Here is a 16,975-nt window from a genome sequence, read left to right on the forward strand (position 1 = left end):
TATTTGTTACGTAGTTAATAAACCTTTTTCTTACAATACAAAATTTCACCCATAATCCAAATGAGTGAATCCCTGCAGAGCCAATGACGAGATTTGAACTCGTGGCCTCTTCCTTACCAAGGAAGCGCTCTACCCCTGAGCTACACCGGCCTATTCTCTTGAATCGTAATTTGAGCGGGAGACGAGATTCGAACTCGCGACCCTCAGCTTGGAAGGCTGACGCTCTACCAACTGAGCTACTCCCGCTTATAATTATTATTTCCTTGTCGTGGGAGTGGCTGGACTCGAACCAGCGATACCGTGAGGTGACAGATTTACAGTCTGCTGCAATAGCCACTATGCGACACTCCCATCCTTTAATGCGAGCCGGTGGAGGGACTCGAACCCCCGACCTGCTGATTACAAATCAGCTGCTCTAGCCAGCTGAGCTACACCGGCATTAAAGTTTGGTTTTTTATTACGATTTTAAAGAACGATTCTTAAAGTGTTTTCCCGTTTGGGTTTGCAAATGTAGTAAAGAAATAAACAACTGCAAGCGTTTCGATGAAAAAAAATTAAAAAAAAATAAGCGGCCTTTTGAGCCGCTTATCTAAATGTTTCATTTCCAATTACTAATTCGCTAATTTTCCTTTGTATTTTTTTACCTGTGTGCGCAAGGCATCTACACACAAATCTGCCGCTTCTTCAAAAGATTTGCATTGTTTCTTGGCAAATAATTCCTTTCCGGGCATCAATATTTTCACTTCTGCTATCTTATTTTCCTGTTCCGAATTCTTATCCAACCGTAAAAAAACTTCCCCAACAATGATGTGGTCGAAAAAAACCTGAAGCTTTTCCACTTTGTCATTAATAAAATCAATGAGTTTTTGATCCGCTTTAAAATGGATAGAATGCACTTTAACGTCCATGACTTTTACTTTTTGCGCCCACGTGGATGGGCATGTGAATATATCGAGTTTATTTACACGAACAAAAACACTTCAACTCAAAATTCAGCCTTCAGCCTTTCTAAGAGCCTCAAGTCCTGATCCGTTTTTCAACATGCCTGGTAAATATGCGACGTAGGATGTAAGGACTCTTTTTGTGTATTCGTTACACTTCCAAGATATGTATTAATTTTCCGATAACCAAACTTTAGACAATCTTTCATTCGGAAATAACATTATTTGGTGGCATCCCGGTAAATCGCCGGCCTATTTCTTCTTTCCACGCGGATGTGCATGCGTATAAATCGTGTTGATCTGTGCAAATGAATTATGCGTATAAACCTGCGTAGCCGCCAAACCGGCATGCCCCAACAATTCTTTCAACGTCTCCAAACCAGCTCCGTTATTCAGCATGTGGGTCGCAAAGGTGTGACGCAGGATATGCGGACTTTTCTTTTCCGAAACAGTGATGCTGTTCAAATAAGTTTTCACCTTTCGATAAACGAATTCAGAGTACAATTTCCGTCCGTCTTTCTTAACGAATAAATAAAGAGAACTATCAGGCCCGGCAGGTTTGAGCTTCTCGTAAGACCGGATGATTTCAAACAGATCACTGCCTATCGGGATGATGCGCTCCTTATTTCTTTTTCCCAGTACCTTAATACTGGAACTCGTAACGTCCTTACTTTTCAGTTCGATCAGTTCGCTCAAACGAATCCCGGTCTGGTAAAACATCTCCAGCATCAACCGGTCGCGAACACCTTCGAAATCGGAAGAAAATAACCGTTCTATACGCTCGTCTTCAATCTCCGTCTGTTTCACAAATTGAGGAAGCCGTTTCTCCACTTTGGGACCGCGAATGCGCAGCATGGGATTCTGTTCCACCTTCCCGTTCGCCATCAGCCACTTGAAAAACGAACGCAGACAGGAGAGCTTCCGCGAAACCGTGCGGTTGCTTTGACCGCTTTCCAGGAGATTCACAATCCAGGCACGGACCAATTGGTGATTCACCTCCTTCCAATCCGACGATTTCGACAACTCCGCAAATACCGTGAATTGATCCAGGTCCTCTTCGTAAGCCACAATCGTGTGTTTCGAGTAACGCTTCTCGACCTGCAGGTAATGAATAAAGGAATCTTTGTAAGACATATCGAAACTACAAGGTACAAAAAAACCCCGACGATAATTGTCGGGGTTCAATATCATAAAGGATACTTTTAATTAAGCCTCCTGAGATTTCATTTTTTGAGCATAAGCTGCACGGATGTTCGCCTGGCGATCAACAACAGATGGTTTAACGAACTCCTTACGACGACGCAATTCTTTCATTACGTTCGTTTTGTCGTATTTTTTCTTGTACTTCTTAAGCGCTCTTTCGATGTTCTCGCCTTCTTTAACTGGAATGATTAACATATTCTATTTAAATTCTATTGTTAGCTTTTTTAATACCCATCCGCTGATAGGGAGCGCAAAGATATAAATTTTTCCTTTAAAACAACCTTCTTTCAAAAAATAATTGTTGAAAACTTCAATTTATCTCCTGAAAGCAATTTTACCGTTCAAAAGGTCCAAAGAAGTTCAAAAAGTTTCAACTGATAAATGGATCAATTTGAACTTTTGAACTATTTCAATATTTCTCTTGAAATCACCAATTTCTGGATCTCGGAAGTTCCTTCACCGATGGTCATCAATTTCGCATCACGCAGGAATTTCTCAGCAGGATATTCCTTTGTAAATCCGTAACCACCCATGATCTGAACCGCTTCGTTTCCGCATTTAACAGATACTTCTGAAGCGAAGTATTTTGCAAAGGCTCCCTGAGTGGTCATTTTCTGGTTTCTGTTCTTGTAATCAGCAGCCTGGAATGTCAACAATTCAGCAGCTTCCACTTCCGTCGCCATATCAGCCAATTTGAAACCGATTGCCTGGAACTTACCGATCGGTTGCCCGAACTGCTCACGTTCTTTCGCGTATTTCACGGAAGCTTCGTAAGCCCCACGCGCAATTCCGCAGGAAAGTGCCGCGATTGAAATACGGCCTCCGTCCAAAATATGCATCGCTTGCTTGAATCCTTGTCCAACTTCACCGATTACCTGTGATTCGTGTACACGAACATTGTCAAAGATCAATTCAGCAGTTTCTGAAGCACGAACCCCCAATTTATCTTTGATCTTCACAGCCGAGAATCCCGGAGTACCTTTTTCAATGATAAATGCGGTAATTCCGTTTGAATCCAATAATTCACCCGTACGGATCAATACAACCGCCAAATCTCCGGATAAACCATGTGTGATCCAGTTTTTAGCACCGTTGATTACCCAATGATCTCCGTCTTTCACCGCAGTACATTTCATGCGCATGGCATCAGAACCTGTATTGGGTTCGGTCAATCCCCATGCACCGATAAATTCTCCTGAAGTTAGTTTCGGAAGGTATTTTTTCTTTTGTTCTTCGTTTCCGTGGTAATAAATGTGTCCTGTACACAAAGAGTTATGCGCAGCAACACTCAATCCGATTCCGCCGCAAACTTTTCCCAGTTCCATCAATGCTGTTGCATATTCCAGGTAGGAAAAACCGCTTCCGCCGTATTGTTCCGGGATGTAAATCCCAAGTAGTCCAAGTTCCCCCATTTTTTTCATGGTCTCTACCGGGAAATACTCATCGGCATCCCACTGGTTCATGTTCGGGCGGATTTCTCTTTCTGCAAAATCACGCACCATTTGCGTGATCATTCGTTGATTTTCGTTTAGTTCAAAGTTCATGATTAACAGTTTTTGGGGTGTATCCGTTAATTTTTTTTATTTCGATTAATTAATAGGCCACTAAAGTAGTAATATTATCAGAGTACTCCTTCAATTTTTCGTTACCATTTAGAAAATTTAAACCTACAAGGAAATTAAATCCGGCAACTTCCCCCCCGCACTTCTGAATCAGTTCTGCTGCTGCAGAAGCAGATCCACCTGTAGCAAGCAAATCATCGTGGATCAGTACGCGCTCCCCTTCCTGCACTGCATCCACGTGCATTTCAATGGTAGCCGAACCGTATTCCAAATCGTAGGAATGACTGATTTTGTGATAAGGCAATTTCCCGGTTTTACGGATCAAAACAAAAGGAATTCCCAATTCCATGGCCAACGGATATCCGAATAAAAAACCGCGGCTTTCAATACCGGCAATCTTATCCAGCTTCTGGTCCTTGTACATTGATACCAAATGTGCGACTATTTCTTTGGACAAAGCCGGATCCAGCATAATCGGAGTAATGTCCTTAAATACGATTCCCTCTTTTGGAAAATCCACCACATCCCTTATTACACCTTTGATTTTTTCTGCTATCATCATTCAAATATCAATTAATGCCATTGTTTTGAGCCCGCAATTTTACGGAGAATTTGCCAAATTCCAAGAAATATCCGGAAGAACTGACAATTCTGTTGAATCAGATACTCCTTTTTCGGTTTAGTTGGAAACGGCCAGTGGAAAAAAATTAAATTGCTTTCAATCAACCACCAAATAATACTTCAGTTTTTCATACAATTCGTCTGTCATCAAAACCGATTTCTTAATCTCGCGGATTTCTTTGTAAAACCCGTTTTGAGCACGCATTTTTACCAGAGAATTTGCAAGATTCCAGGAGATATAAGGATGAAAGGATAATTCCTTCGCACTTGCTGTATTGATATTAATCTTCCGGATATTTTCGGGATCGATCCGGATGTACTTTTCCCAAACCGCAATTTTCTCGGGCGTTGCCTGCCAGACTTCACTCAGTTGACTCAATGAATAAAATCCACCGAAATTGTCCCGTGTCTTAATAATCTGTTTCGCATCAAAAGTGGAAATATCCCTTGCCTTCAGCAACTCGTCCAGGTCAGCGCGGTTAATCTCCACTGAAACCAGTTTCTGCTCCAGTTTATATTCTGTTTGACGGTCCAGGTTTTTAGGCCGTTCGGGATAAAAAGTAGAATCTTTGATCAACTCATAGAGTTCATCCGATATCACGAATACCCGCTTCAGTTCCTCGTTCGAATAGATCTTTTGGGCAGTAAATTTGAGCACAACGGCGCTTTGCTTTTCGGAAAGTCCCAATGCCATCCAATCCTCCAGGGTATAGTCATTCGGGTTGAATTTCGCCAAAGGCCGCGAAAAATGTTTTTTCTTCCAGCTTTTCCGGTAGCCGGCATTCGTTTCCCGGCTCAGTTTCTCCGTTACCTGCTTTTCGGTGTTTGACCATTGTTCGATGCTGATTTCCGGTTTTGGCCTGAAATACTGGATCAGGTCCGGGGCCACAAAAATGGTAAGCAGCAGTAGCGTGAAAATGATAATTCCGCGTTTAGTAGATTTTGAATAGTGGGTCATTTTTTTGTTTTTAGCGGTAGTGGATTAAATCTTGCTGAAGGAGCGGTATGGTTTCCCGGATATCCATAGGGTGGTAATCCAGTAATTTTCGGGCTTTTGAAAGGTCAAACCCGGTTCTCGGGGGCCTCTTCGCAGCCTGGTTCAAAGTATCGGAGGAAATGGTTTCGATATTCAGGTTTTCCAGTTCCAGAGCCTTGCCTACTTCTTCCACAATCTCGTTAATTGCCCTGGTTTCCGGTCCTGAAAGATGGAATATTCCGCGCTGATTGCGTCTCACAATCTCCACGCAGCCATAAGCCAGATCATCTGCCCAGGTTGGGGCACGGAACTGATCGTTGACCAGTTTCATCACTTCTCCCTTCGGAAGCGCTTCCAAAGCCCATAAAATCATATTGGAGCGCGACAATCCGTAGCCGGTTCCGTAAACAATAATTGTTCGGACAATCGACCAGTTGTCAGATTTATCCGGGTCTTCCAGCAGCAAATGCTCGGCATCTGCTTTTGATTGTGCATAAATACTCAACGGATTTACGGCATCTTCTTCTTTATACGGACCATTTTTTCCGTCGAATACAAAATCGGTGGACAATAGTTGGAAATGTGCCTGCACATTTTTTGCTGCATCAAAGAGCACCTTGGTGGAAACCACGTTCACCTGGTGGCATTCTTCGGGGTGCAATTCGCAATAATCAACATTGGTTAAAGCCGCAGTGTGAATGATTGCCGTAGGTTTCTGATCGATTACCAATTGGTTTACGGCATCGGTTTGAAGCAGATCAATATTGAAATAACTGCTTTCCGGGCATTCCGGGTTCCGGTTCGGGCCCTTCGAAGTGGCAACGAATGGAATACCGTGCTTCACACAGCGTTTAACAATTTTCTGTCCCAACAAACCATTTGAGCCGGTAATCAATAGTTTCATGAAAGTCAAAGCTTATAATTCCCAAATAGACGCACGTTTCGATCTTCTGAAACCGAAATAATGTTTGTGCTCTAAAATCCAGGCCATAATGAGATAAGGAATCAATGGAGAACCCAACCCGATGCACGTTGCATAGATGAAACCCAAACGTACTTTATTGGTCTGTATTCCCAATTTGGTTGCCCACCAGGAGCACACTCCGAAGGAGCGCATCTCAAAGAAAAAAGCTATTTTTTGAAGGGTTCTTTTCATCTGTTATTCCTTACTCAAAATTACACAATTCTTTTGGAAGTTAAAAGGCAGATGTAAAATGGATAAAAAGCCAATATTTAAACCATTCCCCTTTTTACTTTTACCATTTTACATTCTTTACATGTGACCTTTTAAGTATCGTGTTTCCGATCACACAATCCAAACATTTCTTTTTCAGACAAAACTCATTGGTAAGCTCAATCAAGCCCTGCGACTCCAATGCATTGGCAGGTTTGATCCCCAGGTTTTTCCAGGTAGTGATTTTCTCATTCTTTTCAGCAGGAAGCAATTCCAGGATTTCAAAGGCCTTATTCCTGTAAGCATTATCAGCCAGGCGGTGCGACAACCACCACAAAAACGGAACCACGCTGTTGGTAATGATGGTATTGGCAGTAGCAATACTCAACGTTGAAGCAGTCTTTTTCTCCTTCCCGAAATCAAAATGCGTCGACCAGTATTCATGGGCTGGTTTCATCAATTGGGTTTGCAGCATGGAAAGCAATCCGTTTGCAGGAAGGTACCAGATCTCCGAATCCCAGTTCATTTCATGCACAAAAGTTACGAATTGCGCCAGGCGTTGAGTCGGAAAACCGCCGGGCCTGCAGCCTTTGAACTTCCAGCTGTGGGCATTCCGGGCCGACAATTTGAGCCGGTAGCGCTGAAAATCCCATTCCTGCTTCAACTCCCGGTGATAAGCAACTGGTTTTTCTTCATCCAAAAATCCGCCGACTCCGAATGCAATGGCCATTTTTTGCTTTTGCGTGGCTTTCAGAAACTTGTCAAAGGGAATCCCCACCGCCAGTTCCTGGAAAGGGAGCTGGTTGACCTTCATTCCGAATGCTTTCGAAATCGTATGGAACAACACTTCTTTAAAAGACATCGTGGTGGTTTGATACAATTGTTCCAGTTCCATCATTTTCCGGTCCATCCGCTGAAAAACCGCCCGTTCGAGTTGATTGATCACAACCACTTCCGGGATTTCCTTTAAAAACGGTTCGCACAGAATGGAAGCCGTTCTTTTATAATAATTGGTAAACCAGTTGAAATGATCCCAATCGATCAGGGATTTCAATTCCACCGTCGGAAGCGGAATTCCTTCCACAAAAATCAATTGGTCGTGCTCATAAACCACGTGAAGGATTACATTGGAATAAGCTTTATCAAATTGGTGGCCATGCAGGTTCCAATCCGAAGACTTCACATGCAGTTCAATATTCCCGGAATGCGTGATTTCATTCAAAACGATCTTCCCGTTGAAAAAATCAGGCCCCGAATCCAGGTTGTGTATTCCGACGTGCAGGATTTCCACTTTTTCACCGTCCGTAGTAAGCAGGTTTGTTAATGGAAGCCGCTTGTTCTTCCAAAGAAAATGGAGGTAATTTTCATTCATACTCAAATCATTTGAAAACCGCACTGAGCTTGTTTTAAATCAAAAGCAGTGCTTTTCTTATTTAATTTAAGAAAAAAGTTCGTTTGAAACAACTGAAAATCAAGTGTTTTTTTAGGCGAAAAATCAAATAGGTTATGACTCATTCATCCAAAAAATCACCTCCATAAAATGCGAATGGAGTAAGACAGGCGTCATTACTCCATTCACTAATCAACCTAACCTAACCACCTAAATCGGTTGCAAGATAGAATTTCAGCAGGATTTCTCAAACATATCTGTGAATTATGTAAATTCTGGAAATAATTGTGTAAGCGAACAATCAGACAAGTTTTGACTGTTTTTCACGATTTAAATCAAAAAAAATGACTTGAAAACAACTTGTTCTATTTGTTGCGTCATTGTGGATATGAACCAAATCCATATCATACAAATACACTCCTGTAGTGTCATAAGCCTTATAATGTCCTGCAATCTTTTCCCATTTTGTCGGTTGCGAAATTACTGGTGTTGGTGTCTTTTCCTTAGTGCATGAGAAAAAGAAACTAACACTGACAATCAATGCCGGAACAAGTACTTGATATTGTGTGAATAGTCTCACTAAAAAATCAATGTTGTTTAACTGCAATTTGCTTGCAGTCACAGGCATAATAGGGAGTTAAATCTGAGATATAATAATTGATATTAGTTTTACTAAAACGAATTGGTATAGTATCATTATACCAGTTATTATAATAAGTAAAGGCAGCACTAGTTATTTTCCATCTTTTTCCATTTGAATCATATAACGGATCATACCCTCCAATTCTTACATACATAGGAAGATTTGCAAATTCTTCTTGCTGAGTTGTAAAAGTAAATTCTCCATCAAAATTTTCGAAGCGGATCGAATCTCTATTTGTCGCGTCATTGTGGATATGAATCAAATCCATATCATACAAATAAACACCTGTTGTATCGTAGACCTTGTAATGACCATTTACTTTTTCCCATAGGGTTGGCTCTGGAACACTTGGAATTATTGGTGTCTTTTCTTTTGTACAAGCAAAAAGAAAAATTATCCCGGCACAAAGTACCGGGATAACTAATTTATATTTTTTAATGAAACCCATCTTTCCGGATTAATGCTGTTTCACAGCAATCTGTTTGCAATCACAGGCATAGTAAGGAGTTGCATCCTCGATGTAATAATTGATGTTCGTTTTATTAAAACGAATGTTAATTGTATCATTATGAAAAATGTTATAATCCAACCAACTGGGTCCGTATAATTTCCATCTTTTATTATTGGAATCATATAAGGTATCTCCACCTCCGATAGTAATTCCCATAGGAATATTGGAAAATTCTTGTTGTTCTGAAGTAAATGTAAATTCACCATCGAAATTTTCAAATCGTATGGAATCTCTATTTGTTGCATTATTATGGCTGTGAATCAAATCCATATCATACAAATACACTCCTGTAGTATCGTACACTTTGTAATGCCCCGAAATTTTTTCCCACTTAGTTTGTTCAGGAGTTACTGGTGTTGGTGTCTTTTCCTTAGTGCATGAGAAAAAGAAACTAACACTGACAATCAATGCCGGAACAAGTACTTGATATTGTGTGAATAGTCTCACTAAAAAATCAATGTTGTTTAACTGCGATTTGCTTGCAGTCACAGGCATAATAGGGAGTTAAATCTGAGATGTAATAATTGATATTTGTCATTTGAAATTTGAGCGGAATTGTATCGTTATTAAAGCTATTATAATAGCTGTCTGCTCCACCTCCTAATTGCCATCTTTTTGAGTTATAGTCAAATATTGGATTATGAAATCCAATAGTAACTAAATTGGGATAATTATTCGGATTAGGGCTAGATTGTCTTACAGTAAAAGTAAACTTTCCATCAAAGTTTTCAAAACGCAATGAATCAACTTGGTCATTTACGTGAATATGGACAATACTCATATCATACAAATAAACACCTGTTGTATCGTAGACCTTGTAATGACCATTTACTTTTTCCCATAGGGTTGGCTCTGGAACACTTGGAATTATTGGTGTCTTTTCTTTTGTACAGGAAAAAAACATACTAATCCCGACAATTAATGTCGGGATTAGTAATTGGTATCTTTTAATGAATAGCATCTTTACATTTTTACAACTTTCCGAACGGTATACGTTGTTCCGGAATATATACGAATATAATACGTTCCCTTGGAATAATTTGTTAAAGAGAAGCTTTGGTTTTCCGCTTTCTCCTTCCGTGAGATCATAATGCCTTTATCGTCGAATATTTGATAGAACACATCGTCTGGTCCTACACCTGAAATGGTTACAATATCTGTTGTCGGATTTGGTGATAAACTCAGTTCTCTATCAAAACGATCGTGCTTTGCAATAGATTCTTCTAACTGCCGTTGCTGTTCAGGTCCTAAAGGTGATTCTGCTAAAGTTGCCTCGGCTTGCTGTGTTCCTCCCGGTGCTTGCATCATTCCATTACTTCCAAACACATGAATAAAGCCGTGTATGGTTACTTCCTGTCCATTGCAACCATAAAGGGTAAGTACATAAAAATAAACACCATCATTCGGCCTGACTGTATTTCCAAAGATATTTTCCGTATAACCGTCCCACCAAATCGAAGAATGCGCAATCGGGTTTTCCGGTGCCGGAGATTCTAATGCACAGCATGGAGATCCCTGGTAACCTGTCACATCGTTATTCATCAGGTTTCCATTTCCATCGACTATTTCAAAGCTATATCCTTTGGCATTGAAGGCACAAAAGGGATGATAGGTATCCGTTACCTGAACAAAGTCATTTGTTGGATCTTCATCATCAAAATTCATGTAAAATGGATTGGGTAATTCATCATAAGTGAATCCGTCCCAATCGGTACAACAATCTTCACAATCGGTTACACAAGTAGTCGGTTCAATGACACCTTCATAACCAGGTCCGGCATCAAAATAAGGTCCTTCGGTAATAGACAACCCTGCTTGAAATAATACATTGGCGTCACCTGTTGAAACGGTTTGATTTAGACCTGCCTCAATACATTTTCCAGCCTTTGTTTCAGCCGGAAGTGGCGTTCCGCTCGGGGTTCTATTCTCATAATTTACACAAATAGGGCATTGATCGCAAACTACGATAATTCGGAAATCGAAAGTATCAATTCCAACACCACATGCATTTTGATCATTAGCTGTTAAGAAATAATGATACTCTCCCGTAGGAGTGTTAAATGAAGTTACCCAACTAAGAGAAAAAAGCCCTCCATATTCTGGAGGATAGTTAAACGTAAAACCATTTGGAATGGTATTGTAATTTGAGTATAATATTTCTTCATTGATATGATCATTTGATAATAGCGAATTAAAAAATACAGCGTCACCCTGAGTCACATAATAAGTATATTCTCCCGTGCCATTTATTCCATCCATCCAAGGCGCAATATTGTTTGGGGAATTGACATTCAATGTTAAAGTTTCGGTGTGTGTACAACCTTCTGGAGTAGTCACCGTTACGGAATATGTTGCATTTCCAATCGTGGGGGTTACAGTTAAGGTTTTTAGACCTGTTCCTGTTGCTAATTGCTGGCTTCCCTGGCTCCAGGTGTAAGTCCAACCGTTATCTCCGGTAACTTGTAAATCTACTGGAAAGTTTTCACAAACCGGGTTACCGTCAGAAATGAAATCAATACTGGGGTCTGCGATACAAAATTCTACCGTGGCTACATCTTTACAAACACCATATACGGTTAATTCAGCTCTGTAACAACTTCCCGGAACAGGGAAAGAAAGCGATGGAGTTAGCGTACCCGCCGTGCCCTGAATAATTCCTGAACTGTAAAAAAGATTCGGGCCGTTTGTAATATTATAGATTTTCCACTCATACGAAGTTTCATTGGAAGAGCCTGTTCCATCCAAAGTCACTTGTTCACCGAAACAAAGTACCGGTTCGGAAGCACTCAGACTAGCCTGGGCAAGCGGAGTAGTTGGAGGAATTGTCATAACGCTAACGCTATCTACGAGATAAAGGATAGATTCGGGAGCAGCTCCTCCAAACGGACCAATTGTCACATAATGAGTCACACTATTTTGAGCCGTAAAACAGGCTTTTAGCTTTACACATTGTGTACTGGATATAAGTTCTGAAATCAATGGTGTCGTTGAAGTTATAGAGGGAGTAGGAACTGTTTCAGTAATTGCTAAACCTACTTTCCTGATTGATTCTGTTGAGTAATCTTTTTTGATCCAAAAAGATACCTCATAAATCTGTCCGGCAGTTAATGGTAGTGTTGTACCATATAAATACTCAATATAACCTGTACCATTGAGACCGAACCGACCACATCCATCACCAAAACAAGGACTTCCGGAAACCGAATTCGGAACACAAGGGTTAATCAAATCACTCGTACCTGTAAGATTATGCCAATATGCGCCATATTCGATTGAGTAAGGGTCTGATCCGGGAGGTGCAACTCCATCACATTGCTCAAAACTCCCGTTCAGCATCATGTCTTGCGCATTTACTCTTGCTGTTATCCCTAACAACAAAAGAATCGAAAATAAATATTTACTCATTATTTCTGCGCTTTTTCCAATTCAGCAAGTTTCGCCTCCAACGCTTCCAATTGCTTTTTCAGTTCCTCTGTATTTTTATTTTGCTGAATCATTGCCTTATTCTGTTGAATCAAATACAGGGTCAATTCTTCCACTTTCTCCATCAGGATTTTGTTCATCTCCATCACGTCGGCACCTTCTGAAATCAAATCCTGTTCAGACGGAACATTTGGCAAATGCTTTTCGTTCTTTACGAAAACTTCCACTTCGCTCAAAGGCATTAATTGGTAAGTCGGTTCAAAAACATAATCAGCCCACGTATCCAAATCCAGCTTCATTCTGCGACCACGGATTAAGCCATTTGTTTCTACCTTGAAAGTTTGTAACCCACCACTTTTCAATTCTAGTGATCCCTCGGTTCCTAAATGGAAAATCCGATCCGTTCCGTTATGGATGTCCATTGCTCCATTGGAATTTAATACGAAGGGCGTTATTCCTGTCGTTGTATTTACAACTTCCAAAATTTTGGTATCAGCATTGTTGTACTCAAAAAACAGTAAGCGTTGATAAGGCTTGGTGTTACCAACCGTGTTTGCTTGAATTGCAGCGGTTCTGTTGGTATTTACTATGCTCAACTTAGAAAAAGTGTTCACATCAGAACCAATGGAGATAGATCCTTGCGCCCATAAATTACCGCTCACCTTTGCCTCACCGACAACATCGAGTTGCCTGGTTGGTGTGGAAGTCCCGATTCCCACAAGCACTTGCGGGCATTCGCTGAACAATTTGTTAGGCCCATTTGCCCAGGTTGGGGTAGCAACACTTCCGCCATTGATGTCACAATTTCGGGAATAGAAAATATCCCGCAAAGTTTCCAAGGCAAGTTTTTTAGTGATGCCATTCTCACCACTAACAAGAATCGTTTCACCATTAGGATGGTCTACAGTAGAAATATTTGGCAAATATAAGTCTCCGTCAACTTTTAGATCGGCGCCGACCCGCGCACTCGAAGCCATAACAACGGAATCATTTACTGTTAGAGTGGAATCAATACGTGTTGATCCGGCAACTTGTAGACGTGCTGTGGGTGCCGTTGATCCGGTACCGATTCCTACATTCCCGTTCTCCGGGATAACATTTTCCTGCGAAAAAGCCGCAGTGGTGGTCAATAAAGCTGTTAGTGACAGCAAATAAGTGATCTTTTTCATAATAGTGAACTGTTTAAGTTTAAGTGCCTACTCTAAGCATTTTCGCATCAGCATTTTTCGGCATCCCTACCAATGCAAAGTATTTGTCCAATAGACCTGTAAGCAATTGGAACATAAAAAGCAGATCTTACAGGGATCGCTTTCTGATTTCTCCGATGAATTTCAGTAATTACCTGGTGGAATAAATTCTGTGACAAATAATCCTGTTAGTTCATTTTGTTACATATCTTATTTAATCAAACTCTTAAATTAGAAAAAAACCTAAAAATACACACAAAAGAGTAGTAAATTTTACAAACATGAAAAGACATAGGTAATTAATTCGTAGCAAAGATATTGCTCAGCTTCGTAATCATTTTACGATGTAATTAATAGTTGCGATAAATATATTCGTGATCAAATACTAAACTTAGGTTAGCCGGATCTTTTAATGAATCAGGTATAAATTCAAAGTTTAGCCGAAATGATAGTGAGCCGGAACCGACTAGAAATTTATATCTGCATACTCGTCGATTAAAAAGAAAACTGAATCAATTAGAAATGATTAGTCCGATCAAAAAGAAAGATTTGTCGAAATAGGTATGACTGAAATTCGAGAAGAATTGACTAAAAATGCAAATGGAGTAAGACAGGCGTCATTACTCCATTCACTAATCAACCTAACCTAACCACCTAAATCAGGATGAAGTTAGTATTATTTTTTCGATTACCCAATTTTTTTGAGGTAAATAGGTGTTTTTTGTCGGTAAGTGCCCGATTTTGTCGTTTTGCATGAACTATTTTTCGATTTTTTAAACAACGATTTTCCAAAAAAGCACGTTTAACACTGATATTGTTAATTTTGCGTGAAATCAATGTGTCGAAACCATTAACATGAGCCTGCTCAAGTCTGTACCTAAACGCGTTTTGCCCTACTTCATCGCCTTGTTTGTGGCGCTGGTTATTTCGCGCATCTTTCAAATTATCGAGGAACCGAATGAGATTTTCCGGACCGAAATAAAGGCCGAATACCACCTGAAGGGTTTTATCATGGACTTGTTGCTCGCGCTGCTGATTTCCACAGTAGGATGTGTTTTCGCGGTTCTTTGGTCCGTTTTCCTGAAAAGAGGAAGCTTGTTCTTCCTGCATCTGTTCGCCCTTATAGGCATTCTTTCCAATTATGCACTCACGGTTTACTTCGTGAAAACAAACCTGCTCCTGGGAGACGTGTTTTACCAGTTGAGCTATTCCGAGTTGATGACCTCGGCGAACCTGGATTCAAACCTCACTTTTTTCGCCGTTGCCTTCCCGGTCTTCTTATTAATCGCTTACTTTCTCATCGGCTTCCTGCTCCAGAAAGTCCGTTTCGGCAAAATTACTTCTGCGGTGTTTGTTTCACTGATGCTGATTTCCCTGGTGGCTTATCCCTGGAAGGTGATTGTTTCCCGCGATTATGTAGGAGACATGGTGGTGAACAACAAACTGATCGCTTTCATCGGTGTGAGCGAAAAGCACTTTTTGTCGGGGAATGAACTGGACCAGGTGAGTACTTCTGTTTTTAAACAGCTGGATGATTCTTTTTTCCCCGATCCCGCCAATCGAAACAACGAATATTCCCTGATCCACGAACTGGATTCTGAAAGTGAATTCGGAACATACATCCGTAAATCGCCCAAAGGACCACCGAATATCGTAATCATCATCGTAGAATCACTTTCCTCCTTTTTGGTTGGGAAAAACGAGAACAATCCCTGCCACTTCATGCCGTTTTTGGATTCTCTGTCTCAGAAAAGTCTTTATTTCCCCAATTTCATGTCGACTTGCGAACGCACCCACAATGTGCTTCCTGCTACGCTTGCATCCACTCCCAATCCGCCCGAAAAGCAACTCATGCAAGGCGAAGAGTACCCGCGGCACTGGTCATTGATCTCCCTCCTGGATTCATATCATTCCCGTTTTTATTGCGGAGTGAGAATGAACTTCGCCAACATGGATGATTTTATGGAATACAACCAGACCGATTATGTGGTCCATTCCTGGGAAAAAAGGTTTCCGACCGTGCGGAACGGTGTGCGCAGTACCTGGGGGCATGCAGATGATCACCTGTTCGAAAAATCATTTGTCGACGATCAGAAATTCCCGGTTAAAAAACCGAAATTGGACATATTCCTGACTATCAGCACCCATGAACCCTTTGCTTACCCCAATAAGAAGCACTACATGGACCTGGTTAAAGAAAAACTGAGCCATTCGATAGCCTCTTTGAAGCAACGGGCAGAAATCAACCGGCTTTCCGAAGTATATGGAAGTTATCTCTTTACGGACCAGGCGCTGAAAAGCTACTTCGAAAAAGCTTCCAAAAAAGCGGATTACGACAATACGATCTTCTTCATTCTTGGCGATCATGGAAACCCGTTGTTTCCGCGAAATGAGATCCAGAAATACCAAACCCCGCTGTTCATTTTTTCTCCCCTGCTGAAAAAAACGGGCCGGTTTAATTCCATTTCTTCGCACAACGACCTCACTCCCACCATTCTCAATTACCTGCGGATCAACTACCCGGAATTAAAATTGCCCAAACAGGTTCCTTTCTTCGGACGTGAAATTTCCTTTGAAAAATCGTTTATCTGCAAGCGTACCCTGCCTTTGATTACCCTTGACAGTGAAACCAAACACCTGATCTTCGGGGATTATTACCAATACGAAGGGCAATTGTACCGCATCCGGAAAGGAATGGCCCTGGCGCCGGTGAATGATCAGGCATTGAACAACAAACTTTCGAAACAACTGCTTGCTTACCGGAAACTGGCTCAGTACTACCACGAAAACGATAAGATCATCCCCAAAGAACAATTCCAAAAATTTGCACGGAGAGGCGAAAAACTGGTCTTGCGCAACGATTTTGTAAAAACCATGCACAACAATGAGTCCAGCGACGGCTTCATCAAACTGGCCCCGAAAATCCGCATCAAAAAAGAATGGAAAGGACTCGAAGTGGAATTGAACGGCGAAATTTTTCTGAACAACCGGAAAGAACTGGAAGAATTCGTTCAGTTAATGTTTGCATTGGAAGCGACCAAAAACGGAAAGAAGAAAATGATCAAATGGAAAGCGCATTCGGCAAAACTCCAGGAACCCCTTCAACCGGAAAAATGGAACAGGATTACCTATTCGTTCTTTGTGGATGTAAAGAACTGCCGCTCAAAAGACCAGATCTACGAACTGGTTTATTACCTCCGGAACCCGAAAAACAGGAAAATAAAGATCCGGAAAAGCATGATCAATGTAATTGCCTGGAAGTAGTCCTTTCCGCTTACAGGAGATCTGTTCTTTGCAAAATTCAGCAAGTAAAAATACGCGTAAGCATAAAGTCATTAAACACT

Annotated in this window: 16 protein-coding genes and 4 tRNA genes; 1 reads left to right on the forward strand and 19 read right to left on the reverse strand. The window is 41.0% G+C overall.

Features of this window, described 5'->3' with window-relative positions; genetic code table 11:
• Positions 1 to 78: 78 nt before the first annotated feature.
• The 19 genes from ABDW02_RS10085 to ABDW02_RS10175 form a co-directional block, all read right to left on the reverse strand.
• Positions 79 to 150, reverse strand: a tRNA-Thr gene (locus tag ABDW02_RS10085).
• Between the two features lie 23 nt (positions 151 to 173).
• Positions 174 to 246 (reverse strand) — tRNA-Gly (locus tag ABDW02_RS10090).
• Between the two features lie 23 nt (positions 247 to 269).
• Positions 270 to 351 (reverse strand) — tRNA-Tyr (locus ABDW02_RS10095).
• 13 nt (positions 352 to 364) lie between these two features.
• Positions 365 to 438, reverse strand: a tRNA-Thr gene (locus ABDW02_RS10100).
• A gap of 173 nt (positions 439 to 611) precedes the next feature.
• Complete coding sequence (locus ABDW02_RS10105) at positions 612 to 908, reverse strand: HPF/RaiA family ribosome-associated protein (protein WP_343634433.1); 297 nt, start codon at positions 906 to 908, stop codon at positions 612 to 614.
• A gap of 285 nt (positions 909 to 1,193) precedes the next feature.
• The gene (locus ABDW02_RS10110) at positions 1,194 to 2,075 is read right to left on the reverse strand and encodes a tyrosine-type recombinase/integrase (protein ID WP_343634434.1); all 882 of its coding nucleotides are present in this window, start codon (positions 2,073 to 2,075) and stop codon (positions 1,194 to 1,196) included.
• A gap of 72 nt (positions 2,076 to 2,147) precedes the next feature.
• Positions 2,148 to 2,339, reverse strand: a complete 192-nt coding sequence (gene rpsU, locus ABDW02_RS10115; protein ID WP_309281496.1) for a 30S ribosomal protein S21 — start codon at positions 2,337 to 2,339, stop codon at positions 2,148 to 2,150.
• A gap of 209 nt (positions 2,340 to 2,548) precedes the next feature.
• Positions 2,549 to 3,688 (reverse strand): acyl-CoA dehydrogenase family protein, encoded by a 1,140-nt coding sequence (locus ABDW02_RS10120; RefSeq protein WP_343634435.1) that lies wholly within the window; start codon positions 3,686 to 3,688, stop codon positions 2,549 to 2,551.
• A gap of 49 nt (positions 3,689 to 3,737) precedes the next feature.
• Positions 3,738 to 4,268 carry an adenine phosphoribosyltransferase gene (locus ABDW02_RS10125; protein WP_343634436.1) on the reverse strand — a complete coding sequence of 177 codons (531 nt, stop codon included), beginning with the start codon at positions 4,266 to 4,268 and terminating at the stop codon, positions 3,738 to 3,740.
• A 156-nt stretch (positions 4,269 to 4,424) separates the two neighbouring features.
• Positions 4,425 to 5,285: a helix-hairpin-helix domain-containing protein gene (locus ABDW02_RS10130; RefSeq protein ID WP_343634437.1), complete on the reverse strand. Its 861-nt coding sequence runs from the start codon at positions 5,283 to 5,285 to the stop codon at positions 4,425 to 4,427.
• A gap of 10 nt (positions 5,286 to 5,295) precedes the next feature.
• Positions 5,296 to 6,207 carry an SDR family oxidoreductase gene (locus ABDW02_RS10135; protein WP_343634438.1) on the reverse strand — a complete coding sequence of 304 codons (912 nt, stop codon included), beginning with the start codon at positions 6,205 to 6,207 and terminating at the stop codon, positions 5,296 to 5,298.
• Between the two features lie 12 nt (positions 6,208 to 6,219).
• The gene (locus tag ABDW02_RS10140; RefSeq protein ID WP_144332601.1) at positions 6,220 to 6,459 is read right to left on the reverse strand and encodes a PspC domain-containing protein; all 240 of its coding nucleotides are present in this window, start codon (positions 6,457 to 6,459) and stop codon (positions 6,220 to 6,222) included.
• Positions 6,460 to 6,559: 100 nt separating this feature from the next.
• Entirely contained in the window at positions 6,560 to 7,849 is a 1,290-nt protein-coding gene (locus ABDW02_RS10145) for a DUF2851 family protein (RefSeq protein WP_343634439.1), read from the reverse strand.
• Positions 7,850 to 8,168: 319 nt separating this feature from the next.
• A complete protein-coding gene (locus ABDW02_RS10150; protein ID WP_343634440.1) occupies positions 8,169 to 8,495 on the reverse strand; it encodes a hypothetical protein in 327 nt (108 codons plus the stop codon).
• Positions 8,455 to 8,958: a hypothetical protein gene (locus ABDW02_RS10155; RefSeq protein ID WP_343634441.1), complete on the reverse strand. Its 504-nt coding sequence runs from the start codon at positions 8,956 to 8,958 to the stop codon at positions 8,455 to 8,457. Before ABDW02_RS10155 ends, ABDW02_RS10150 begins: the two co-directional genes overlap by 41 nt.
• 9 nt (positions 8,959 to 8,967) lie before the next feature.
• Positions 8,968 to 9,516: a hypothetical protein gene (locus tag ABDW02_RS10160; RefSeq protein WP_343634442.1), complete on the reverse strand. Its 549-nt coding sequence runs from the start codon at positions 9,514 to 9,516 to the stop codon at positions 8,968 to 8,970.
• On the reverse strand, positions 9,476 to 9,982 hold the full coding sequence (locus tag ABDW02_RS10165; protein WP_343634443.1) for a hypothetical protein: 507 nt from the start codon (positions 9,980 to 9,982) through the stop codon (positions 9,476 to 9,478). Before ABDW02_RS10165 ends, ABDW02_RS10160 begins: the two co-directional genes overlap by 41 nt.
• A 2-nt stretch (positions 9,983 to 9,984) precedes the next feature.
• Complete coding sequence (locus ABDW02_RS10170) at positions 9,985 to 12,426, reverse strand: T9SS type A sorting domain-containing protein (RefSeq protein WP_343634444.1); 2,442 nt, start codon at positions 12,424 to 12,426, stop codon at positions 9,985 to 9,987.
• Positions 12,426 to 13,613: a hypothetical protein gene (locus tag ABDW02_RS10175; protein ID WP_343634445.1), complete on the reverse strand. Its 1,188-nt coding sequence runs from the start codon at positions 13,611 to 13,613 to the stop codon at positions 12,426 to 12,428. Before ABDW02_RS10175 ends, ABDW02_RS10170 begins: the two co-directional genes overlap by 1 nt.
• An 873-nt stretch (positions 13,614 to 14,486) precedes the next feature.
• Between ABDW02_RS10175 and ABDW02_RS10180 the strand changes: the two genes are divergently transcribed.
• Positions 14,487 to 16,895: a sulfatase-like hydrolase/transferase gene (locus tag ABDW02_RS10180; protein ID WP_343634446.1), complete on the forward strand. Its 2,409-nt coding sequence runs from the start codon at positions 14,487 to 14,489 to the stop codon at positions 16,893 to 16,895.
• Positions 16,896 to 16,975 lie beyond the last annotated feature (80 nt).

This window comes from Fluviicola sp. (genome assembly GCF_039596395.1).
Taxonomy (GTDB): domain Bacteria; phylum Bacteroidota; class Bacteroidia; order Flavobacteriales_D; family Crocinitomicaceae; genus Fluviicola.